Below are 23,945 nucleotides of genomic sequence, written 5' to 3'. Positions count from 1 at the left end.
CCATTGCCTGAGTTACGGGAGTGGGCTTCAACACCCTCGGTGTTTTCGCCGGCAGTTTGCCCTGGTCAGTCCCTTCCAGCACAATCATCGTTGAGCAAGGCCCTTCACTTTTGGAAGGGAGCCAGCAGCGGGCGGCAACTCCGTTACCACCCGATCTGGCAAGGGGTGGGCAAGCCTCCCCCGTTGACCCCCACCGCACCCTTACGGGCGCCAAGAAAAGGAGCCGCTGTGACCGAACCCGACAACACATCCGCCGAGACGACTACCGCTCCCCGGCGCCGCTCCGAGACTCGGCAGCGGACGGCGAGCGTGAGTGCCCGCCTCCTGCCTGCCGAGCGGCGGGCGATCGATGCCGCGTCCGAAGCGGCCGGATGTGGCCCAGGCACGTGGGCGCGCGAAGTCCTGACCCGGGCCGCCGGTCTGCCAATTCCTGCGCGCCGGGCCGCACGTACCGACCTCGCCCGTGCCGTCGGAAAGTGGACCGGTGCCGTCGGGCAGATCGGAAACAACATCAACCAGCTCACTCGCTATGCCCACGAGGGCGGCCGCGTTGATCCGGACGCGCTTGACCGCCTGACCGCCGCCGTCCGCGGCCTTCATTCAGCCGTCACCGCTCACGAAACCGGAGGCGGTGAAGCGAGCGCGTCGTGATCGCGGGCGTCACTCGCCACGTCCGGACCCAGCGCGATACGAGGGCGCTGGTCGGGCATTTGCTCAAGCCCGAGAACGAGCCGCGCGTTCGGATTCTCGGCGGGACGCTCGCGACCGACCTTCCCGGTGCCGTTCGGGACATGGAACGCTTGCGGGATTCGACATCCGCCGAGGCAGCAGCTCTGCATATTCACCTCAGTCCCTCCCGCGCGCTGACCGACGACGAACTTGCCCGTGCCGCCGAAATCGTCCGCGATCACTTCGGCGCGGCCGACCATCCCGTCGCATTCGTCGTTCATGACAAGGAACGTCCGGCGGGCGAAGGCCATTCCCACGCTCACCTTGTCCTCGGTCGCGTCTCACCGTCCGGCAAAGTGCTCGAATCCGGCTTCTCGAAAATCAAACTTGAAACTGCTTCCCGGCTCATTGAATTTGAACTCGGCGAGGCGCCCGTTCTTGGCCGACATCACAAATCCGCCGTCCGCTGGCTCCGGAACAACGGCCGCGAGGACGTCGCCGATTGGCTGGAAGGGGCGTACGGTCCTGATCCAGACAAGCCGACGTCCGCAGCCTCTCCCGAAAAACGGCAAGCCCTTGCCCGCCGGGGTATCGACCTTTCCGACGCCCGCGCCGAAATTCGCGACGCCTGGAAGGACGGCGGTGCCGAGGCCATACGCTCCACCGGGTACGACATCGAGCCCGGCCGAAAATCGGGCGTCTGGATTGTCGCTCGCGAAGGCGTCGAAATCGGCTCGCTGGACCGGATCGTCGGTGAGAAACGCGCCGACATCCGGAACGCGATGGAAGCCGCTCCGGATCAGATTTCGCGTAAAGAGAGCAGAACCGAGAACGCTCAACGCTCTAGGAAGCCCGTACAGCGCGATTCTCATCCTGCCGTGGGTGATCCATCATCCGAAAAGTCTGCAAAATTCCGGGCGGAACGATCCGGATTAGGCCCGACGAGCGCCCTCCCTCACGATAAAAAGAAGACCGGAGCCGAGCAGGTTTCCGAGGCTGCTGCCGACCAGGCACGGCAGTTTAGCGATGCCTTCCGCGCCCGTCACGACGACCGCCGTACAGTCGCCGCCGCGCACCACTGGTTAAAGGATCGCCGCGCGGGCCTGAAAGGTGAGATCCTCGAATCCTCGCAGTCTCCCGACGACACCGGCGCCCGCCGCGAGGTCGCTCGGAGCCGCCGCGAGCTCGCAGTTCTCGACGCCGCGGTTGACGCCCTCCGGGCCGACCCCACCCTTGCCTATGGTGGCGAAAAGGTGCTTATGGGCGCCGCCCGGCGCCTGCATGCCAAGCGCACGGGGGCTGTCCGCGACGAGATCCGGACCGCATTGGAGTCCGGAGGCGTCGCCGCGCTCCGGAACGCTGGTTACGAGATTGCGCCCGGCCGCGACGGCGCCTGGAGCGTCCTCCGCAACGGCGTGCCGCTCGGTACTCTTCACCGCCTGATCGGCGAGAAGCCTGTCGACGTCCGGATGATGGTCGAACAGGCCGTTGTCTCGGGTGACCTCGACGCCGCACGCTCCCGTGCGCAGGTGGACCTCCTGGACGCCGAACCGGAGGGCTGGCAGTCGGGCGCCCGAAAACGCTCTTCCTCGGTTTCGGGTGCCGAAAATTCCCTAAAATCACCTCAGGCGCGCACTTCCGAGAACTATCAACCCTCTAGGAAGCCCGTACAGCGCGATTCCGGAACGGTCGCGGGTGATCCATCATCCGGCAAACGCCGTCCGCGCCGCTCCCCGCAAGAAGCCCTCGCCGCCGCCGAGCGCTTCCTCGACCGACTTGACGCCGCCCTTCGGAGCAAGATCACTGATCTTGGTCATCCGGACAAGCTCCCGGAGCCGAAGGAACTGACCGATGCCCGACGCCACCTGTCCGCTGCCGCCTGTGAGCACGCATCTTGGGATGACCGCCACGGCAGCCGTATCACTGATCTGCGGCTTCGAACTGGCGGAGAGCGTCCTACCGGCGTACTCGCCTGGGTGTCAGGGGCAACTGCCCGCTGGGATCAAGCATCGTGTGAACTGGCCGCGCTTTTTGACGATCGCGAACCGTTGCGCCGCGCGAAAGCTGAGGCGACCCGAGCGCTTCGTATTTTACAAACCGCTCAGGAAACCCGGCAGGTCGTTCACGATGAAGATCGACGGCACCGGTTGCTCCAATTAAGGCATCAGGAAGAGCTCCTTCATGACGCCCGCGCCGCGCTGAAGGAAGATCCGACGATTGCCTATGCTGGCGCTAAGGGGTTGGCGAAAGCGGCGAAAGAACGGCAGACCGCGCGCTTGTCGGCACAGAATAGGGCAGATGAGAACGGATACACTGGAGGCAGCTTTGGGCTTTGAATTCGAGCGGAAAACTCCCGTGGCTCGAAGTCGGGAAACGCCGCGTCGCAACTGCGGGGACCGACTTCGGCATCAGCTATTGATACGACGCCGCCGCCGGCGAAAGCCGGGCCTCGCATCCTGGTTTATCCTGATGATCACGACGATTTTTGCGGGGATGCCTATCCCGCGATTCCAGAATAGGAGGACGAGGCATGACCATACAGCAACTCGTGAAGCGGATTTCGGCGGCGGGTTTAAAAACGGATTTCATGAGCCTTCCGGAAACCGAAGAACTCTGGCACAGGACTCCGGAGCATTTGAGAAGTTACTTGGTGCGCGTTCTGTACGACCTCCGAGAACCTTGGAGACTGAGAGGCGCCCCGGCGCCGAAAACCGACCAGGATTATTTTGAGCATTGGAGGCGCGGACGGGATCGCGATTTTCGGGATCTCGATCCGAATTACGTGCCGCCTCCGCCGGACGGTGACGACGACAGCAGCGATGGTGCTGGGGCACCCCCTCCTGGTCCCTGACGTCGAACACAGGATGTTTGATCATTTCGTGACTCACGAAACGCCGCACGGCCTCCGGGCGCTCGCTACGGCGCCTTGTGGGGGGCGCGCTCCGCTCCCGGAGGCCTCTTCAGTGCCTCAACACGAAAGCCCCCGGAGTTTGTGTCTCCGGGGGCTTTTGTTTAGAGCGGGTGAGAGAAATTTCCAGGGCCGTATGTCTCTTCCACTCCGGCCCGGTATCTGCAAGTCCGGCATTCGCCCTGTCCGTCGTACCCGTTTAGGTGGCAGAATATCTCGGCAGCTCTGATGTCATTGTTCCTTCGCGTTCTATAGACATCCCCATAGCGCGCGCCGAGCTATGTTTTCGGCTTCGCGCTGCGCTTCCGACAGAGTGTCTGCATACTTTTTCTCGTACTCTTTGTTGTCGTCGAAGACATCGTACAGGAAATCGCCGTCGGTGCCGCGCTGGACGACGCTTATCTCTACGATCCGGTCGCCGGACTCGAGGTGTGAAATCAGCATCGTCTCGCCCTCGCCGATGTCTACGACTTCCCAGCGTGGCACCGTCATGCGTTGACCTCCAGCTCGGTCTCGATCATCGCCGCGATTTCCCGCACTGCGATTTCGGCGGCGGAGACAGCATCGGTCAATGTTGCTGTCGCGCCCCCTTTTAACGAAGACTGTAGGCGCTGACCGCAGTACGCGTTCCATACGTATGAGCCGTCTTCCTCGACGGTAATCAGGGCTTTGACCCACAGCCCGCCGACGCGGGTTTTCGTGCTTACGACCATTTCCCAGTCAAGTTTCATGAACTCCCCTTTGCTTTCCCATGAGACGTGGAAACCAGTCGCACTGACATTTTCGTGCGACTGATCTCAGTGTATCCCGGATCCACAATAGCCAGTCAAGTACCCATAGTTATTTTATTTAGATGATAGCAACTTTTTGCTTCATTTCGATTTGTCAACAATTAACACCACCATCATCATGTCGATAAGGATTCGATGAATACATTCAGTATTGGTTTTTTTATTTAAGGTTTTGATTGGCGACGGCAAAGGACTCAATGCGCGGCGACGTCCGGTCTCGAAGTGCGCGCAAGGACTCGTGTAAGGATTCGCGTGGGGACCGTCCCAGCGAAGGGATTCGGCCAGTCCGTCATGGAATTGGGATGTCAGGTTTGGTCGCGCGAAATGGCCACCCACATGGCGGCAGACGGAATTCGTCTATGGTAAGGAACGGATTAGGGCCGTCTGTAATTAATGTGACACTATGTTAAGCAGTGACGCCCTCCCCGGTCACATGCGCGATGAATTGTTGACAACCCCGCAGGCTCCCCCCACAGTGTCGCCGCGATACGAGTTAAGTGATTGAAATATATGGCTCCCTTGGAATTCCCCAGTCGAATCCAGGTTCCCCAGCCAACCCTTCACTGGATCAATGATTTTGAGCCGTTCGATCGTCTCCCGGATCGGCTGATCTCGGCATTCCTGGCAATTGAAGTTCTTTTTCGGTTGTTTGCATCCCACATACGGCACACCGGTCACTTATTGCTGGCGTATCATGCGGGTCAAAGTTGAGTCATGGTCAACAAGATGGTGCTTCAACGCGCCGGCAACATGCAGCGCCAGTGCTCCTACCATTAGCCAGCCGTAGGCGCCGTGGAGCCAGTGCCCCATTCCGGAGAGCGCTTCTATTTCCCTGCCAGCAGGTATTGTGAACAGGCCAAACACGTTGGTAGTTCTGCCGCCAAAGTAGGATCCGATTATGCCTGAGATCGGCATAACTATGATCCCAGCAAGCAGGACGATGTGGACCAGCTTGGCCGTGAGACGCTGCCAGTCAGGCATTACGGAAGCTTCGTCCAGAAAACCTTGCTTCAACCGGTAGCCAACGCGCCACAGCCCAAAAATGAGGATGAGCACTCCGACTGCCTTGTGAATTCCAATCATTTGTCCTTTGCCTGGACCACTTTCAACGAATTCCGACAGGTAAAAACCGAAGCAGATCATCCCGATTATTGCAGCAGCGATGATCCAGTGATTGAACCGCGAAATGCCATCATATGAGGCTGTTCTCGAGAGGTTGGCACTCATCCAATGCTCCTACAATTCAAAAAGTGTCCAGGTCTGGTAGGATTTTCTGGCTTCTTCGCAGGGCTGGAGGGACAGGGGCCGCATCACATGGATTGGAGAGCCGCCGCGCCCTTCCCGCTTCTCCGTACTGCTCACTGTTACGCATAACTTCGGATCGGCTTGGGCGACCAACTGACCATTGTCATTCAACGTGAACTTCTGTGTGTCGGTGTCACCGCATTGGTCGAGCATAATCGGCGCACCGGTTTCAACAGACGGGACAGTCATACAGACGTCAAAATAAGGAATGCGAAACTCTCCCTTGCCGATGAGCTCCTCATCAAAGCCCTGATCTTCCAGGATATCTCCCGTGTAGTTGTAGCAAGTGTGAGCCTGAAGACCCTTGTCCAGCGGCGCGTTCTTGCCCCGCCCGCCAGCGATATCAAGGCAGTAGCCGCGCGCGTCGTCCAGCCTGTCAGTCAACTGAACTTCAACCAGGTTTCCAGCTGATTGGGCTGGTAAGGCCTGCGTGGCCAGGCCAAGGAATGCTAGCGCTATCCCGGTGAACGATTTCATGATGATACCCCTTGAGTGCCTTTGATGGCGCAATTCGCTGCCACTCAAATGTTCTAATACAAACAATTTACATCAGAACTTTGTGACCGTAATGTGCCAGGATCATGAATTTGTTCGATAGCGTTGTCAGGTCATGAAACAGGCACTGATATCCATCCACCCCGTTTTGCATTCAGCCACCTTGTTGGAAAAGCGGATTGAAGTCCTGCTAAGACCAACTGGGATCCGTCACCGACAGGCTCTCATCCTGGATGCCTTGGCGCAGATCGGACCGACCTCACAGAGGCATCTGGCAAAACAGTTCGATATCTCGGCGGGCAGCATGAGTTCGATGACGGAACGGCTGGTAGCGCTCGGGTTCATCACGCAAAACACAAACCCCGAAAACCGCCGCAGTGATATTCTTGACCTGACACCCGACGGCCGCGACGTTCTGGAGAAAGTGTGGATCGTCTGGCAAGAGGCAACGTTCCTGATAACCTCGACACTCGGTGACGATCAGGCAGAGACACTTACGGTCCTTTCCACGAAGCTCCGAAATGCTTTAGGGGGAGCCCAGCCAGAAAAAGAACAGCGCAGGACCTGAGTTTCCATCCTCGGTGTCACTCAAAAGTCGCCAATCACCAATCTCTATCGGATTGTCAAACGGGGGCGCGGAGTCATCACAGCAAACTGTGAGCGAATGCCCGGCAATGATAGCGTTTTTTCCTTGCTGCCGTTTTGCTTGCAGAACGCCTAGTACCACCGGACATGGCTTCCTGGTCGTTTAAACCATGCCGGTTGCCTCAGTTCGATCTGGTCAGAATTGGTGTTTCCTGAGCCTATCCAGACTGACATCCGAAACTTGGCCACGAACCATTCTTGGAAGAGTGTATTGAAGGTCAATCTTCGTTTGTTGCAAGAGGCTTACGTATTCTGGCTGAGACTCCAATTTTTCCAGCCATATTTTTCCCTAGGCAAAGTGCCTTTCGAACTGTGGCCAAAAGGATATCATCGTCAGTTCCATCACTTGTTGGGTTGCCGGTGCCTCGTTAAGCTCTGAAGCGATTGCTTGCTTCGAATTCTCCTTTGGCAAGCTGTTGAACCTGTGGGGCCAGATGCAAATTGGATCTTTTCTATGCTGGTCCATGATTTCTTTCATGCTTTTCCAAGTGCATGCGAGTGCAAACGATAAAGTTCCTGACTTTCAAGGCAGCTCCATTTGTCAGTCCTGCCACGAAGGGGCTTATCAAGACTGGCAATCCAGTCACCACGCCTTGGCCTGGCTCCCCGTTGATGATGAGAACGTTGATGGCGACTTCAACAATTCCACATTTGAGCATCGAGGTCGCAAGACGCGGTTCTTTAAGGACGGTGATCGTTACTTCATCGAGACATCCGACATTCTTGGAGGCAATAAGGTCCTTGAAGTCAAAGGGGTTGCCGGCATCACACCCTTGCAGCAATACCTGATTGAGACTGAACCAGGGCGCTTGCAATCACTAGATATCGCGTGGGACCAGGAAAACGAACGCTGGTATCACCTTTACCCGGATCAGGTGCTGGCACCCAATGATGGGTATCATTGGTCCGGACCATACAAGAACTGGAATTCGCGCTGCGCAGAATGCCACGCAACCGGGTTTCAAAAGAACTATGATCCAAGAACGCGACGCTACTCCAGTACTCAGTCTGAGATCGGTGTAGGATGTGAAGCTTGTCATGGGCCGGGGGAAGCACACGTTGCCTGGGCGAATGGTGCTTCTTCGTCAGAACTTTCCGTCTTTGAAGGAACAGACGATCAAGGCCTTAGCGTCAATTTCAAAGACGCATTTGCGCATACGGAAATCGAACAGTGTGCGGCTTGCCATTCAAGGCGAGAGCCGAACCAAGACGGCAATCCGCTTCCCGGCACACCCTTTCACGACAGTTATCGCTTGGCGCTGCTGCGGGATGGACTTTATCACGCTGACGGTCAGATCCGGGACGAAGTCTATGTCTACGGGTCTTTTCTTCAATCAAAAATGTATGCTGAAGGTGTCCGATGCTCGGACTGTCATGAGCCCCACTCCGGCCAACTAAAGGCCGTGGGAAACGGGGTTTGCACTCAATGTCACTCTGAAGCGGGTAACAACAAGTTCTCCTCCTTGACGCTTAAAAGGTATGACAGCTCCGACCATCACTTCCACGAAACAGGAACCGCAGGAGCGCAATGCGTTTCCTGTCACATGATCGAACGCACCTATATGGGAATTGACGGCCGCCGCGACCATTCCTTCAGGGTTCCGCGGCCGGATCTCAGTGCGTCTCTTGGAACGCCGAATGCCTGCACGGATTGTCACACGGACAAGCCAGCGTCCTGGGCTGCGGAAGAATTAAAAGCGCGTTTTCCTGATAGTGCCCATCGTTCACCTCATTTTGCTTCAGTATTTGCCCCGGCACGCGGAGGTGTGACGGGACTTGGAGAACAATTGCTCAAAATTGCACGGCAAGAGACGTTGCCCGGGATCGTGCGCGCTTCGGCAATCAATTTGTACGCACAACACTCAGGACGTGAGGCACACAGTGATGTTTTTTCGCTCTTGAATGATACCGATCCCCTTGTGCGGGCTGCCGCCGTTTCATTGACGGCTTCTCAGTCAGCCAGTACCCGGGTTCGACTGTTATCCAAATTGTTGGAAGACCCTCTCAAGACTGTTCGTATTGCCGCAGCTAGGCAGCTTCTGGGAGCCTCAATTGGGGTGGAAGACCAAAGAACTCAACGTGCCGCCCAGAATGCAAACGACGAGTGGCGTGCCGCCCTTTCTTCCAAGCTGGATTATCCAGAAACACATATGGTTATCGCGGGTACGGCCCTGACTTTGCGAAATCCGAAGGCCGCCATCAGGGCGTTTCAAGAAGCCACGCAGCTCGACCCGCAATTGGCAGATGCCTGGATTATGCAGATCCGTCTTTTTATGGCGCTTCAAGACTACACCAACGCACAAATGACCCTTCAACGAGCGAAAAAACTGATCCCGGATGACACGAGGCTCGCTGACTTTGAGCGTCTTTTGCAAGGCCGTTGACCAGTCGACTGGCGCCGAATTTCCACTTTTAGCTGTATTTTCGGGTCGAAGAATGAATGGGCCTTGGCATTCTTTACGAGGCTTATGACCTTTAGAAAATTAAATTTCGCTTTCTGTATTGACGCAAGGGAAAATTCGACATCTGATTGATGAACCGACGTCCAACGCATTGGTACTAATAACAATTTTAGTCAGTACCAGTGTACATGGGAGGATTATCAAACATGCCATTTCAGTATAACTTCAGAGCCGCAATGTTTGCGGCCTGTGCCATTGGAGCCTGCAGTCTCGCCGGAGGGGGGGCTGCGCTGGCACAATCAGAAGGTAAGCCCAACATTCTCGTCATCTGGGGTGACGATGTCGGACAATCCAACATATCAGCCTATACATTCGGTTTAATGGGATACAACACGCCTAATATCGACCGGATTGCCAAAGAAGGCATGATGTTCACCGACTATTATGGCGAGCAGTCATGCACGGCAGGCCGGTCTTCCTACATCACTGGACAAAGCGTTTTCAGAACGGGCCTGTCGAAAGTTGGTTTGCCAGGTGCCGATCTCGGCATGCAGGAGGAAGACCCGACAATTGCCGGTCTCCTGAAAGCACAAGGGTATGTGACCTGACAGTTTGGTAAAAACCATCTCGGCGACAAGGATGAACATCTCCCGACCAATCATGGGTTCGACGAGTTTTTTGGCAATCTTTATCACCTGAATGCCGAGGAAGAGCCAGAGAACGAGGACTATCCCGGAAACATGACGCTGGCAGACGGCAGAACTTTCCGTGAGGCGTTCGGTCCTCGTGGCGTCATCAAGTCTTCCGCTGATGGTACGATTGAAGACACAGGCCCTCTCACTAAAAAACGTATGGAAACTGTCGATGACGAGACGGTAACCGCCGCTATCGACTTCATCAAACGGGCAAATGATCAGGGGCAACCCTTTTATGTCTGGTGGAATGGTACCCGGATGCATTTCCGAACCCACGTGAAGCCGGAAATGCGCGAAAGAGCAAATGAGCTCGCCGGCAGAAATCTTGATGAATATTCAGCAGGCATGCTCGAGCATGATCTGCATGTCGGCCAGCTTCTTGATTTGATCGATGAGCTTGGCATAGCTGACAATACAATCGTCCATTACTCAACGGATAACGGCCCGCACTACAACACCTGGCCTGACGCTGCTTCGACACCGTTTTTTGGTGAGAAGAACACCAACTATGAAGGTGGATGGCGTGTTCCGTCGATGGTCCGTTGGCCTGGCAAGATTGAAGCAGGCGCTGTTTCCAATGAGATCATGCATCACATGGACTGGTTGCCGACTTACCTGGCTGCCGCTGGCGCTCCGGAAATAAAGGAACAACTGAAAGACGGTGGCGTTCAAGCGATTGGGCGCGAATACAAAGTTCATCTCGACGGCTACAACTTCCTGCCGGTACTTCTGGGTGAAGAAGACACCGGACCAAGAGCGGAGATCTTCTATTTCTCTGATGACGGCGATCTGACGGCATTGCGCTGGAACGACTGGAAATTGATCTTCATGGAGCAGAAACAATACAAGACTTTGCGGGCATGGATCGAACCCTTCACGGTTCTGCGTCTTCCGCTTATCTTCAATCTGCGCCGCGATCCATACGAGCGGTCCTATCAGACCTCCAATACCTATTACGATTGGTTGATCGACCGGGCCTATATGCTTGTACCCGCGCAGCAGTATGTCGGGAATTTCCTTGCCACTTTCCAGGAATTTCCGCCGCGCCAGAAAGCTGCGAGTTTCTCCCTCGACCAGGTCATGGATAAACTCAGCACGCCAGGCGGCGCGCAGTAAAAGCTGATTGCGCAACCGCGGTGGACTTCAGGGTCCATCGCGGTTTTTCATTGCACTTTAGAAATTTTCGGGAGGCTCACATGCGCCTGTTCTGTTCGATTGCTGTTGTTCTGATGGTAACGGGAAGTGCACTCGCCGATCCCCTGCCCTCGTGGAACGATGGAGCAGCTAAGGCACAGATTATTGATTTCGTCGGGTCTGTTACCGACCCTGCCTCGCCTGAATACGTTACCCAGAGCCACAGGATCGCTGTATTCGACAATGACGGGACACTTTGGGCCGAAAAACCTGTCTATTTCCAACTGCTTTACGCCCTCGACAAACTGAAACAAAAGGCGGCCGCCAATCCTGAAATATTGACCAGTGCAACGTTGGAAGCTGCGGCGGCTGGCGATATGGAGGCAGTGGCAAAGTCAGGTGAAGAGGGCCTGCTGGAAATAGTCATGGCGTCCCATGCTGGGCTTTCAGTAGATGAATTCACACAAGACGTTGCCAACTGGATAGAGAGCGCAAAACACCCTACAAAAAATGTGCCTTATACAGACATGACTTATCAGCCGATGCTGGAGTTGTTGCGTTTCCTCAGGGACGAAGGCTTTGACACGTATATCGTGTCCGGCGGTGGCATCCATTTTATGCGGGCTTTCGTCGAAAAGGCTTATGGCATTCCTCCGGAAAAGGTAATCGGCAGTGCAGGAGTGACACGATATGCCGTGGTTGAAGGCGTTCCGACGATTTTAAAGGATCCCGGAATTGCGTTTATCGATGACAAGGCCGGCAAACCGGTGGGGATCGACAACAAGATCGGTAAAAAACCGATTTTCGTGGGCGGCAATTCGGACGGCGATTTTGAGATGCTGGAATGGGCGACGTCAGGCGACGGTCCCAGGTTTGGGCTCATCGTTCATCACACGGATGCAGAACGTGAATGGGCTTATGACCGGAACAGTCATGTTGGCAAGCTTGTCAGAGGACTGCATGAGGGACCGGATCGCGGTTGGTTGCTTGTTGATATGGCGAAAGACTGGAACCGTGTGTGGAGCGGCTCTCCAAATTGAGGCCTATTAGCCATAATTCCTTGCCTCTTTGTTCGACTGGAAACCTTCATGCGCGGCACCCGAGATCAGATCAATGAGCTGAAAGAACGAATGCAACAGTCGATAATCGGTCAAGTCGATGTCATTGATCGCTTGATTATCGGACTGCTTGCGAATGGAAACCTGCTGATCGAAGGCCTGCCTGGTCTGGCGAAGACAAGGGCGATAAAGGCGCTCGCGAAAAACTTGCAAGCTGACTTCAGTCGTATCCAGTTTACACCGGATCTTCTTCCTTCGGACGTGACCGGGACGGAGGTTTATCACCAGTCGGGAGGTGCGGGAACATTTCGCTTCGAGAAGGGCCCCATTTTCGCAAACATAGTACTGGCAGACGAGATCAATCGCGCTCCAGCCAAAGTGCAGGCAGCATTGTTGGAAGCCATGGAAGAACGGCAAGTAACCGTTTCGGGTAAAACGCATGAAATGGCACCTCTTTTCATGGTTATGGCCACTCAGAACCCTGTTGAGCAGGAAGGCACCTATCCACTGCCAGAGGCCCAGATGGACAGGTTCTTGATGCATGTGCTGATCAGTTACCCTCCTGTCGAAGATGAGGTGAAAGTCGTCCAATTGGTGCGAGACGAAGAAAAAAAGGCTGTCGCTGCGAGCCAAAACGACAAAACAAAGATACCTCGCGAGGAACAAAATACTCAGGTCTCTCTGGAAACCGTCTTTTCGGCACGTGCGGAAATCGGAGCCATCGCGGTGTCGCCGGCAATTGAGCGTTATATGGCCGATCTCGTCCACGCAACGCGCAATCCGGACAGGTTTTCAAACGACCTGGCTAATTGGATCGAACTGGGAGCCAGTCCGCGTGCATCGATTGCGCTCGACAAGTGCGGGCGTACACACGCCTGGCTCGCCGGTCGCGACTATGTTGATCCTCTGGATGTCCAAGCTATCGCTTACGATGTGCTTCGACACCGATTGACCATCAGCTTTGAAGCTGAGGGAGATGGCGTGACGCCAGACGAAGTCGTGAAAGAGATCATCAAGAACGTTGCCTTGTCATAGGCGAGCTTCAACAAGGCAGGACCAATCCACATGAGGGATCGCGCCGCAAGAGTTCGAACGGGACTGGTCAGGTCAAGCCCGGCCAAGTCGAACCAGGGCGACCTGCGCATCCATGTCACTTTGGATCACCTGAAATCCCTAGAGGGACGTGTCAGGTCATTGAGGCTTCTTCCCTCAAATCAACCATCCTCGAGTGTCTTGAACGGCCGACATGCATCGCGCCTTCGCGGAAGGGGGCTGAATTTCGAAGAATTACGCGGATATCTGCCCGGAGATGACCCGCGCACAATCGATTGGAAAGTGACCGCGAGAACGGGCGAGCCTCATGTTCGGGTTTACAGCGAAGAGCGCGACCGCCCCACTCTTGTTGTTGTTGATCAACGCATGTCCATGTTCTTTGGAACCCGGCACGCTATGAAATCCGTAACGGCTGCAGAAGCTGCGGCGCTTATTGTTTTCAGAGTGCTGGATCAGGGCGATCGTATCGGAGGTATTGTCTTCGGAGATGAGTTGCTGAGTGAAGTGAGACCGAGAAACAGCAGAAAAGCTTGCCATCGTCTCCTTTCCGCGCTGGAACGCGCTAACCGGATGTTAAATGCGTATGCACCATCCGATCAGAAACCGATGGGTCTCAACCAACCGCTTTCTTTGGTCGCACGTAGCGCAAGGCGCGATCATCTGGTTGTCATCTTGAGCGACTTCGATGGTATCGACGACCGTACCGAGACCTTGATTGCCGGTATTGCACGCCGAAACGACGTAATTCTGTGCCCGATCACGGATCCCATATCCCAGGAGATTCCAAACGACTTGAAAATCGTCGTTTCCGATGGCGAGTTACAGGTCGAACTCGACACAACTCACGGCGAAGTGCGAAAGCGCCTTGAAACGTTTTCCAAAGGCCGACTTGCTGATCTGCTTCATTGGCAAAAACGTCTCGGTTTGGTTGTCCTTCCACTGAGCGCAGGAAAAGACACACTTTCTCAACTGCGAATACTCGCCGGCGGAGCACCTGAAAACCGGGGGACTGATCTTTGAAAGAAAACTGGAAAGGCCTTACGCTACCTGAGCTTTTCGAGTTGCTGGAGCCAGTGCCGGTCCCCCAACCAGTTTCAATGGCGCCTCAAACGGCCGGCTGGATATTGCTCGGATTGCTTCTTCTGGCGATTGTGCTTGCATCTGTCTGGATGGCGATCAGACACCGTCGCAAAAACGCCTATCGCAAACAGGCACTTAGAGAGCTTGAGACGTTTTCGAATGACGCGGCACGGATTGCGGAAATCGTGAGACGGACAGCCCTCACCGCCTATCCGCGCACCGAAGTTGCTTCTCTTCATGGTGCCGACTGGCTTGCGTTTTTAGACCGAAGCTATAATGGATCTGGGTTTTCTGCAGGCCCCGGGCGGCAAATCGCGCACGCACCATACAAACAGCAAGACACATCCTCCGATCTTTATGATGTTGCGCGGACCTGGATCTCTACGCATCAGGCGAATTTGTCATGATCGAGTTCAACGCGCCCATTTTGCTTCTGCTTCTGCCTCTGCCTTTTGCCGTCTATTTCCTGGTTCCAGCGCACCGTGAAAGAGTGTCGGCCCTGCGCCTGCCATTCTTCAGGCGACTGGCAGCTGCTGTGGGGAAAGAGCCCAAACCTGGCTCAGTCGTTTTTTCACGATCGGTCGTTCAAGTTGTTGCTGCTGGACTGGTCTGGACGTTTGCAGTTTGTGCCCTTGCCGGCCCTGAAAAAGTCGGAGACCCCGTCGTACTCGAAAAGGCAGCGCGGGATGTAATGCTCGCAATAGACATTTCCGGCTCGATGGATCAGAGAGACTTTGTGGCAACCAATGGGGAAAAGACGCAAAGACTGGCGGCTGTCCAACGGGTGGTTGGAAATTTTGTTGCTGAGCGGGATGGCGATCGCATTGCGTTGATCGTGTTTGGCGCAAAAGCGTTTGTGCAAGCCCCCTTCACCGAAGACCTGGAGAGTGTGCGAGCGCTTCTTGATCAAACCGAGGTTGGCATGGCAGGACCGCACACCGTACTCGGCGATTCTATCGGTCTGGCAATCAAGACGTTTCAAGGAAGTGAGATTGCCGACAAGTTGTTGATAGTTTTGAGCGACGGTGCGGACACCGGCAGCCGAATGACACCAATCAATGCAGCGGCGATCGCAGCAAAGGACGGAATTGACATCATAACGATCGGTGTCGGTGATCCGGCAGGAAGCGGTGAACAAAAGCTCGACGAGGCAAGTCTGAAAGATATCGCTGAACAGGCTAATGGTTCCTATTACTTTGCTGGAGACGAGGCAGCACTTTCCGACATTTACACGCGCATTGACGCTCAAGAGCCTCGCGCGGTCGAGACGTCAACATACCGGCCGAGAGAAAGTCTCGGATATGTCCTGCTGGCGCTTGCAGCATCTACAGGTTTTTTCGCCTTGCTTCTTCTGCATGTTCTAAAAGAACGCCGGAGGCTTGCATGATACCGGACGGATTTTTCGACAGCCTTTCCGTGTTTCATTTTATCCGTCCTTGGTGGCTCTTGTTTTTGCTTCCAGTCGGAATGCTGTGGTGGTTGGTTCGGGGTGCTGCTGGTCGGTCTGCATCAATTCCATCTTCAATTGCGCCGCACCTGGCAAGGGCACTACAGGTGGGTTCACAAAGCAAGCAAAGCATTCGACCGGTTGATAGCGCGGTTCTTGTTCTTTCACTTCTCGTGTTGGCAGCTGCCGGTCCAACCTGGTCACGAATTCCAAACCCACTTGTTTCGGACACTGCCCCTCTTGTTGTGGCGCTGAAGGTCACAAAGTCGATGATGCAAGTCGACATAGCTCCAAGCCGACTTGAGCGCTCGAAACAAAAGGTCCTTGATCTTTTGACTGAAAGATCCGGTGCAAAGACCGCACTGGTCGCATATGCCGGAACCGCACACCAGGTTGTGCCGCTAACGGAAGATCCGGCCGTCCTGAAACCGTTTCTGGAAGGGTTGGATCCGTCGATCATGCCGAAGAACGGCACCAGCTTGCAGGCCGCTCTCAAACTGGCTCAGGACATCTTGTCTTCGCAGGATGTTCCCGGTGCAATCCTGTTCATGGCCGATGAGATCGCGGATGCGGATACAGCGGTTTTGTCACAACATGCTCAAGGTGCCAATTCGCCTGTTTTGTTCTGGTTTGCCTCCCGTGATCAAGAGTCGAGGTCAAAACTGAGCGCTTTGTCAGGGTACCAGGTGGTCGAAATGACACCGGACAGCAAAGACGTTGTTCAAGTATCTCGAAACATCAACGCGGTATATGAAGCAGCTCTCGCGAATGATGAACGTCAGAAATGGAGAGACCAGGGGCGCTTCTTGGCATTTCCGGCGGTATTGATCATGCTCTTTTGGTTCCGCAGAGGATGGACGATGCAGTGGGCTGTTGTACTGCTATCAGCCGGGGTTTTTCTGCAGTCTTCCGAAGTGCGTGCTGACGGGTGGAAAGACTGGTTTTTCACACCTGATCAACTGGGGCGAATGGCCTTTGAAGACAAGCAATATGAAAAGGCCGCAGATTTGTTTCAAAACCCGATGTGGAAGGCTTTTTCACTCTACAGGCTCGGAAAATATGAAGATGCTGCTGAGCTGTACTCCTGGCAGGAAAGCGCGGACGCTGCCATGGGAGAAGGCATGTCGTTGCTCCGATCACGGGCCTACAGACCAGCAATTGCAGCGTTTGAAAAGGCTGTTGCGCGCGATCCCAACAACAAGGCTGCACAGCACAATCTGGAGCTTGCGCGGTACATACTTGAATATGTCGAAACAACACGCGAACAATCCGATACCGGTGAAAGTGGGATCGGCGCAGACGATGTTGCCTTTGACAACGAGGCGGGGCGCGGCACCCAAACGCAACAGCCAACCGGCGAAGCTCTGCCTGAAACAGCCGAGCAATGGATGCGAACAGTTGATACGCGAACGGGAGATTTTTTGAAGACCCGTTTTGCATTGGAAGCTGCAAGGGGCGCACAATGAGACATTGGCTGACGCTGCTCATTTTGACCTTTGCAGGCCCAGTGCTCGCACAAGACGACACGTCACCGATCGTGCGATCATCGCTTGAACAAAATACGGCAATACCCGGGCAACCGCTGATCTATCGCATCAGTGTTCTTGTACCGACCTGGTTGCCCTCGCTTCCGGTGTTTCCGAGTATTGAAGTGCCAAATGTCGCAGTCCGTTTGCCTCCAAGAGCCAGTGGACCGATCAGTGATACGATCGATGGAGAAACCTGGTCTGGTGTTGCGCGGTCCTATCGACTGTATCCGATGACGGTTGGCCGATTTGAAATACCGGCTGGACTGTTGAAAGTCACCTATGCCGACCCGCAAACCAGCCAGCCAGTCGTCGTCGACGCGCAAACCGAGGCTTTTGAGATAATCGGCAAGTTACCGCAAGGCGCGGATACCCTGAAACCGTTTCTAGCAGCACGTAAACTGACACTAGACCGAACTATTGACGGGCTCACAAACGAACTCAGAGCCGGAGATTCGCTTTCGCTTAGCACCTCTGTCAGCGTAAGCGGTGTTTTGCCCATGTTCGTTCCCCCGCTTACTCCAGACGAAACCGTTTCCGGGCTGGTCTTCTATCCCAAAGAACCTGTTCTGGAAGAGGGGGAAAACCGGGGCATTGTCGAGGGCATAAGGTCAGAAGAAGTAACCGTAATGCTGGAGAATGCCGGAAGCTACCGGATCGGTGAATTCTCGATGTCCTGGTACAATCTTGAAAGCGGCAAATTCGAGACGAGTACTGTTCCGGCGATTGAGTTTGACGTAGCTGGAACCGTACCTGCCAATGAACCGGTATCGGAGAGTTTCAACACCAGATCACTTCTTTCTGGAGTGTTGGCGATTATGGTTGTTGCAGCCTTTTTTGTTCTCTTCATCAAGGTGTACGGACACCCCTTACTGAGGTGGATCAAAAACCGTCTAAACGGATACAAACTCTCTGAGTTTCATGCTTATCGAATGCTCAGGCACTCGGTTCGCAGCCGTGATTATCCGGGCACACTAATGGCAATTGCCGGCTGGAAGGAAAGGATTGGTCGACATTGTGCATCGCTTGATATGACCAGCGTTGACGACACTCTTTATGCACTCGGCAAGTCACAGTTCGAAAACAGTTCAAACCATGGTTCAAATCGGAAAAATGAAGCCTGGAAATTGGTGTTGAATTCCGTTTCAAAACTTAGGCAGCAAGCGCGTATCGAGCAAAGGAAGAAGCTTGGGTCTTCCTTAAAGGCTTTAAACCCCACCTGATACGTTGTTCAACTGGCCTTCGCGGTTTGCCCCATAAGCACGGGCACAACTTTGTCAGGTGTTCCCATCATGGCAATTTGTCCCGATTTCATGACCACCACACGATCCGCAATTTTCATGTGGCTCGGGCGTTGAGTGTTGACGAGGACCGTTGCCTTACCCTTGAGGTCTGCAATCATTGCCATAAACTTCTTGTCACCTTCAAAATCGAGATGCGTTCCCGGATTGTCGAAGAGATAAAGCGGCACCGATTTGACCAGGGCACGTGCAAGGACAATCCGCTGTTTCATGTTGTCCGGGATCTGAGCCAGGCTTTCATTGTTCAACCTGGTTTCGAGGCCTTCAAAATTTTCTTCAAGGAAAGACAACAGTCCCAAATCATCAGTAATTTCAAACAGTCTCTGATCGCTGGCTCCCGGATCTGAAAGAAGCAGGTTCTGCTTTACCGTGCCATAAAAGAAGTCAAGATCGTCCGGAGCATAGCCGATGGCAGAGCGCCATTCCGCCGCATCAAGCTGCCGAACATCCAGACCATCAAACAAAATTGAGCCGACCTGAGGTTGGAACAATCCGGTAATGGACTGAAAAAGAGCCGTTTTGCCGGATCCGCTGGGACCAGTAAAAGCGATCATCTCGCCCTGCTTTACAGTCAGTTCCATTCCTTTCAACGCGGCTTCTGTAGCACCTGGATATCTCAGAACCAGAGACGCAATTTTCAAATCACCGCGTATGTCGCGAGTGATCTTGGGTAGATGACCGGGTTCCCGCTCGAGGGGTACCTGCATCAAGTTGTTGATCTGTTCAATCACGGTGCGGCTTTGAGCCAGCTGAGTGATACTCAGGAATGCCTGGTTCATGGGATTTAGCACTCGCCAGGCTAATGCCATTGTTGCGATAAGTGCACCCATGCTCATATCGCCGTTCATGACTTGCATGGCACCAATTCCAAGCACAAGCACTCCGCAGATGGTCATCAACGTCTGCGAAACGGTCTGAAGAACCAGGGTCAGAGTTCGAGCATGCAGGTTCAACTTGTTGAACGCCGTGGACATGGTTGAAAACCGATCAAGCCAGATGTCTTCCACGGACAGATTGCGCAAGGCCCTCTGATTGCGGAAGGTTTCGATCATGAAACTGTTCAGCTTGGACTTTTGGTCGCCAACTGACGCAACTTCACGCTGGACCTTTGGGAGAACATAGACCGCCAGGAGACCATAGATCACAAACAGTGCCAGTGGTGGCAACGCAACAGGTCCGCCAATCAGGAAGATGGCTGTAATGAATATCAGACTGAAAGGAATATCCACCATCGCGTTAAAGAGCGAGCTTTGAAAAATGTCCCGTACACTGTCGAAATATCGTAGACGCATGACCTGCGTCCCAATCGGCGCCTCGGACAACATCGAATAAGGAAGATGCAGGATGCGCTCAAAAGTCTTGTTTCCCACGATCGCGTCTATACGGCCACCAAGATAGGATTGGAGCCAAGTCTTTGTTTTTCTGAGCGCAACTTCACTCAGCAAAATGATTGCAATACCAACGGCCATGGTCAGAAGCACATTGACCGATTTGGCGCCCATAGCCTTGTCGTAAATGGCCATGATGAAAAGTGGCGGCCCCAGAGCCAGCAGGTTTAAAACGAAGCCGAGAGCCAAGATGGCAACAATGCTCGTACGGAATCGTTTTGAGACCCCTGAAAACCAGGTCCTGTTGCCAGGCGTCTGATCTGCTGTATCGTCTTCGCTGATCAGATAGATAGTGTCTTTCTGGATTGCATCCGGCGCGATTTCAACGGCTGAGGCATTTGTGCCGGAGTAAGCTCGAAAGGCACCTGTGTCTGCACAACCGACAATTACCAGAACATCGCCTGAAGTTACCAGCAAACAGGGAAACTGGGATTGGGACAGATCTTTGGCGCTGCCCTTGTAAAGGACGGTGTTGACGTTCAACCGGTTCAAAACCACCCGCAAATCCTGGATGGTTTCAATCTTGTCGAAATGCGGTAACGCCTCGAAGAGCAATCGATCATTGCCTTGCCAGCGCATCTCGCGAAGCAATGGAACCAGGCAGTTTTCAGCGGCTGGAGCACCTTTTCGCGTTGAACCGGATTGGTATTCCTGCTTCGTGGCTGAAGACAGTTCGGCGGAAAGGTCCTGCCATTGCCGGTGAACCGCGTTGTCCGTGAACTCAATGTCGTCAAGGTCAAATAGGTTTCTACTCATGCCGGGCGGCCCTCCGCCAGCTGACGATCAGCGTCAAACGAAGCTTCCAATGCATGGATCTGCCCGTCTCTCAACTCGAACTGATGATCAGCTACTGCAAGCATGGATGGCCGGTGACTGATAATGACAACCGTCAAATAACCTTTCAGACGCATCAGGGCCTTGATGAGACTTTTTTCAGCGAGTTGATCCAATTGGGCATTGGCCTCATCCAGGATCAGAATTTTGGGTTCACCCGCCAATGCACGTGCAATACAGATGCGCTGAAGTGTCGACGTTGGAACCTTCCCGCCAAGATCTGATCCCAACAGTGTTTCATAGCCCTTCGGCAGAAGGTGGATTTCCTTTTCCAGACCAATCAGCTTTGCCGCCATGCGAGCATGAGCGATGTCGGCAACAGCTCCGAACATGGTGATGTTTTCAAGTATTGTGCCGTTGAAGATCGCCGATTGATTGTCGACATATGCCACGGTCCGACGAAGCGCGTGCTCATAGGGACCGTCATAGTCAAGGCCACCAATCAGAACGTGACCTGAAGTGGGTTTCAGCTCGCCCGTCAGAATCTTCATCAGTGTAGATTTGCCGCTTCCGTCCGCACCGCGAAACCCGACGAACTGGCCCGTTTCGACCGTCAGGTTCAATTTGGAGAAGACCTGACGTCCGGTATCGCCCTTGTCGACGTCGACATTGACCAGATTGATCGATCCGTCGGTTTCACTGCTGATCGCTTCTTGTATCTTTACTTCGGACAACGAAAACAACTCATGCACCTGGGAATAGTCATGTTTCAGACGCTGCATGTCGGTGAGTTGATTAATCGCCCTCATAAACGGTTGTATGAACTGGCCAGACAGCAGAGTGCTGGCGGCAACACCACCGATGCTGAAAGTGCCATGGATGACCATCAAAGCTCCAAAGATCACGACCAAAACTGTGGTGAAGGTGCCGAAGAGAGCCGAGGCATCCCTCGCCTGTCCAGAAAGCCGCATATATTTGGCACTGAGATTGGCAGTTGTGCGCTGTAGCCGTTCAAACCGGCGCATGATCAGCGCTTCCATGGCTTGTGACTTCACGGTTTTAGCGCCGGAAAGTACTTCCAGGACAAAGTCTGACTTTCGATCGTCTTGTTCTGCCCTTTCGGCAACAACTTGTTGCAGATATTTGTTCCGCTTCAACGCAAAGAGCAAAAAAAGCCCGAGTAACGTGACAGGCACGAGCGCCAGCGGGCCACCGATAAACACGAGTACTGCAAGAAAAATTCCGCCAGCGGGCAAATCAATTGCAAGCAACCTTCCCTGATCACCGTAATGGTCCGCGATAGACTGGAGAGACCTAAGCTTATGAACTTGCACCGATACGGGCGTCTTTGAGAAATCGGCTGGGTCCGCATCGAGGACGCGGCGGAACAGTTCTGTGTGTGCCTGATGGTTGAAACCTGCTCCAAGACGGCCGACGACTGCTGCGCGTGCGATCTTGAAAAAGGCATCGACTATCAGGACGCCAGAAACGCCAAGCATAAGCACCAGCAGCGTATCGGTGGAAGCGTTTGGAAGTACCCGGTCATATACCTGCAGGATTGCCAGCGGCATCGCCAGCCCAAATATATTCGCAAAAATCGACGCAACGACGACTTCCCTCGGCAATCCGGGCGAGGAAATCCATTTGCCGGTTGGGGAATGTTTCACCCTTAGCCGGGGCAAAAAGAATGATGAGAACACAGATTTCAGCATTGGTTTGACGCGGGTCGAGTAGCTACACATTCAAACTGTGCTGATCAGGTTTAAAAAGCGTTTACCTTAAGGCGCTTTTTAACAAGCAAGATCGGCGCTAACTTGAAGATTTTAGGGCGATTTTTGCTGTTTTTTAAGACGCTTCAAGTTGATTGCCATAATCGGAAATTGTGCGGATGTGCGACCGTTATGGCAAGCGACACTGAAAACCGGGACCCGAAACACAGCGAGTCTTCAAATGCTGGGTCAGGTGAAAGCAGGACAACAGTAAATTCTGACAGCATGCTGCATTCGGGTATGCTCGATCCTCGCGACAAACATCTCGACAAAGCGCACGATTATCATCTCGACCAAGATATGGGCGACTCCATGGAGCAGGTAAACGCAAACCTGCATCTTGGAAGTCGGACACCGGAGCCCGTTTACAACGAGCAAAGCGAACATCAATCCATTGGTGAAGTAGCAGCAGATCCGACTGTCGAGCTTCTACAGTCTAATTCCTTGGATCTCACTCCTGCTGAGAGTGACGCCTCAATTTCCGTTGCATTCCCTGCGGAGATCGCTGATGAAAAGTTCGGTCACGAGGCCGGCGCCAGCGGGTCCGCTACATCCGATCCGACGGCCATATTGACGCGTGAGCCGCTTCAATTCGATGTTCCTGAAACAGACCGCGCCGAGGGAGCAGACAAGCCTGACAATCGGACAATTTCGGATGGACGGTCTCGTGAGGAAAGAGCGGAAACACTTACACAGGATGAAACAACCCAAAACTCGTCCTTGTCTGAAGTCATTGATGTTGATGCGTCTGCCAATGCACTGGACGAAAACTCAGCGATTGGAACGTCAACAGGAATTCAGGCTTCGGCGACCGCTGGCCAGGATGCTGTTGTTGCCTACAGTTTGTTAGATGATGCAAATGGCCTGTTTTCTATAGACCCAGAAACAGGGATCGTTTCGGTTGCCGGTCAATTGGATGCTGAAACAGCAGCCAGTCATCAAATTACTGTGGTCGCCACTGCACCGGACGGTGCAACACGGTCTGAAGTGTTCACAATTTCTATTCGTGACGTGAACGAGAGCGACACTTCGTCAGTTTCCGACACGGACCTATCGGTCAATGCCCTCACAGAGGATGCCAGCGAAGGTTCCCACGTAGGTATCACCGCGTCAGCATCCGATCGCGATGCCACGGACAAGGTTTCCTATTCGGTCGACGATCATAGATTTGAAATCGATGAAAACGGAATTGTTACGATAGCTGAAGATGCCGTATTCGATGCGGAAAACGAAGGCAGTGTCTCAATAACAATCACAGCGACATCCACGGATGGTTCGTCATCTTCGGAAACCTTCAACTTGACGGTATCCGATGTTAACGAGTCAGACGTGTCTGCCGTTTCAGATGCAGATGCTTCTGCGAATTCGATTGCCGAGAACGCCGGTGAAGGTACGCAGGTTGGCATTACTGCTCTCGCCACAGATGCCGATGTGTCTGATTCCGTTTCCTATTCCGTTGACGACAGCCGGTTCACTGTGGATGGCAACGGTGTCGTGACTGTTGC

At 54.1% G+C, this 23,945-nt stretch carries 19 protein-coding genes and 1 pseudogene; 14 read left to right on the top strand and 6 right to left on the bottom strand.

Going from position 1 to position 23,945, the window contains the following annotated elements:
- Positions 1-3: 3 nt before the first annotated feature.
- The 3 genes from Q0835_RS16175 to Q0835_RS16165 all read left to right on the top strand — a co-directional run bounded on the left by Q0835_RS16175 (position 4) and on the right by Q0835_RS16165 (position 3,520).
- Complete coding sequence (locus Q0835_RS16175; RefSeq protein WP_298962948.1) at positions 4-651, top strand: MobC family plasmid mobilization relaxosome protein; 648 nt, start codon at positions 4-6, stop codon at positions 649-651.
- Positions 648-3,005, top strand: coding sequence for a hypothetical protein (locus Q0835_RS16170; protein ID WP_298962946.1), 2,358 nt, complete (start codon positions 648-650; stop codon positions 3,003-3,005). Before Q0835_RS16175 ends, Q0835_RS16170 begins: the two co-directional genes overlap by 4 nt.
- A 194-nt stretch (positions 3,006-3,199) precedes the next feature.
- The gene (locus tag Q0835_RS16165) at positions 3,200-3,520 is read left to right on the top strand and encodes a hypothetical protein (RefSeq protein ID WP_298962944.1); all 321 of its coding nucleotides are present in this window, start codon (positions 3,200-3,202) and stop codon (positions 3,518-3,520) included.
- A gap of 306 nt (positions 3,521-3,826) precedes the next feature.
- On the opposite strand, the gene Q0835_RS16160 is transcribed toward Q0835_RS16165, so the two are convergent.
- The 4 genes from Q0835_RS16160 to Q0835_RS16145 form a co-directional block, all read right to left on the bottom strand.
- On the bottom strand, positions 3,827-4,069 hold the full coding sequence (locus tag Q0835_RS16160; protein WP_298962942.1) for a hypothetical protein: 243 nt from the start codon (positions 4,067-4,069) through the stop codon (positions 3,827-3,829).
- Positions 4,066-4,308 (bottom strand): hypothetical protein, encoded by a 243-nt coding sequence (locus Q0835_RS16155; RefSeq protein ID WP_298962940.1) that lies wholly within the window; start codon positions 4,306-4,308, stop codon positions 4,066-4,068. The genes Q0835_RS16160 and Q0835_RS16155 overlap by 4 nt, the downstream gene beginning before the upstream one ends.
- A gap of 738 nt (positions 4,309-5,046) precedes the next feature.
- Positions 5,047-5,595, bottom strand: a complete 549-nt coding sequence (locus Q0835_RS16150; RefSeq protein WP_298962938.1) for a cytochrome b — start codon at positions 5,593-5,595, stop codon at positions 5,047-5,049.
- 9 nt (positions 5,596-5,604) lie between these two features.
- Positions 5,605-6,150, bottom strand: coding sequence for a ricin-type beta-trefoil lectin domain protein (locus tag Q0835_RS16145; RefSeq protein ID WP_298962935.1), 546 nt, complete (start codon positions 6,148-6,150; stop codon positions 5,605-5,607).
- Positions 6,151-6,283: 133 nt separating this feature from the next.
- On the opposite strand from Q0835_RS16145, the gene Q0835_RS16140 reads away from it, so the two are divergent.
- From Q0835_RS16140 to Q0835_RS16095, 10 genes and pseudogenes are all read left to right on the top strand, one after another.
- A complete protein-coding gene (locus Q0835_RS16140; RefSeq protein ID WP_298962933.1) occupies positions 6,284-6,736 on the top strand; it encodes a MarR family winged helix-turn-helix transcriptional regulator in 453 nt (150 codons plus the stop codon).
- A 553-nt stretch (positions 6,737-7,289) separates the two neighbouring features.
- On the top strand, positions 7,290-9,197 hold the full coding sequence (locus Q0835_RS16135) for a multiheme c-type cytochrome (protein WP_298962931.1): 1,908 nt from the start codon (positions 7,290-7,292) through the stop codon (positions 9,195-9,197).
- Between the two features lie 254 nt (positions 9,198-9,451).
- Positions 9,452-11,026 (top strand): annotated as a pseudogene (locus tag Q0835_RS16130) (arylsulfatase).
- A gap of 80 nt (positions 11,027-11,106) precedes the next feature.
- Positions 11,107-12,084, top strand: coding sequence for an HAD family hydrolase (locus tag Q0835_RS16125; protein ID WP_298962929.1), 978 nt, complete (start codon positions 11,107-11,109; stop codon positions 12,082-12,084).
- 48 nt (positions 12,085-12,132) lie between these two features.
- Positions 12,133-13,137 (top strand): MoxR family ATPase, encoded by a 1,005-nt coding sequence (locus tag Q0835_RS16120; protein WP_298962927.1) that lies wholly within the window; start codon positions 12,133-12,135, stop codon positions 13,135-13,137.
- Between the two features lie 30 nt (positions 13,138-13,167).
- Complete coding sequence (locus tag Q0835_RS16115; protein ID WP_298962925.1) at positions 13,168-14,175, top strand: DUF58 domain-containing protein; 1,008 nt, start codon at positions 13,168-13,170, stop codon at positions 14,173-14,175.
- The gene (locus Q0835_RS16110; protein ID WP_298962922.1) at positions 14,172-14,642 is read left to right on the top strand and encodes a DUF4381 domain-containing protein; all 471 of its coding nucleotides are present in this window, start codon (positions 14,172-14,174) and stop codon (positions 14,640-14,642) included. Before Q0835_RS16115 ends, Q0835_RS16110 begins: the two co-directional genes overlap by 4 nt.
- On the top strand, positions 14,639-15,622 hold the full coding sequence (locus Q0835_RS16105) for a VWA domain-containing protein (protein WP_298962920.1): 984 nt from the start codon (positions 14,639-14,641) through the stop codon (positions 15,620-15,622). Before Q0835_RS16110 ends, Q0835_RS16105 begins: the two co-directional genes overlap by 4 nt.
- On the top strand, positions 15,619-17,148 hold the full coding sequence (locus Q0835_RS16100) for a VWA domain-containing protein (protein WP_298962918.1): 1,530 nt from the start codon (positions 15,619-15,621) through the stop codon (positions 17,146-17,148). The genes Q0835_RS16105 and Q0835_RS16100 overlap by 4 nt, the downstream gene beginning before the upstream one ends.
- Positions 17,145-18,431, top strand: a complete 1,287-nt coding sequence (locus Q0835_RS16095; RefSeq protein ID WP_298962917.1) for a hypothetical protein — start codon at positions 17,145-17,147, stop codon at positions 18,429-18,431. The genes Q0835_RS16100 and Q0835_RS16095 overlap by 4 nt, the downstream gene beginning before the upstream one ends.
- A gap of 8 nt (positions 18,432-18,439) precedes the next feature.
- Here Q0835_RS16095 and Q0835_RS16090 read toward each other — a convergent pair whose 3' ends face one another.
- Both Q0835_RS16090 and Q0835_RS16085 read right to left on the bottom strand, forming a co-directional pair.
- On the bottom strand, positions 18,440-20,653 hold the full coding sequence (locus tag Q0835_RS16090) for an ATP-binding cassette domain-containing protein (protein WP_298962915.1): 2,214 nt from the start codon (positions 20,651-20,653) through the stop codon (positions 18,440-18,442).
- A complete protein-coding gene (locus Q0835_RS16085) occupies positions 20,650-22,338 on the bottom strand; it encodes an ABC transporter transmembrane domain-containing protein (protein ID WP_298815377.1) in 1,689 nt (562 codons plus the stop codon). The genes Q0835_RS16090 and Q0835_RS16085 overlap by 4 nt, the downstream gene beginning before the upstream one ends.
- A gap of 234 nt (positions 22,339-22,572) precedes the next feature.
- Here Q0835_RS16085 and Q0835_RS16080 point away from each other — a divergent pair.
- Positions 22,573-23,945: cadherin repeat domain-containing protein (locus tag Q0835_RS16080; RefSeq protein ID WP_298962913.1), on the top strand; the 1,373-nt coding region annotated here is incomplete at its 3' end.

Origin of the sequence: uncultured Roseibium sp., assembly GCF_947499295.1 — a bacterium.
In the GTDB taxonomy this organism is placed as follows: Bacteria; Pseudomonadota; Alphaproteobacteria; order Rhizobiales; family Stappiaceae; genus Roseibium.
This window is presented reverse-complemented; position numbering and strand designations above follow the sequence as displayed.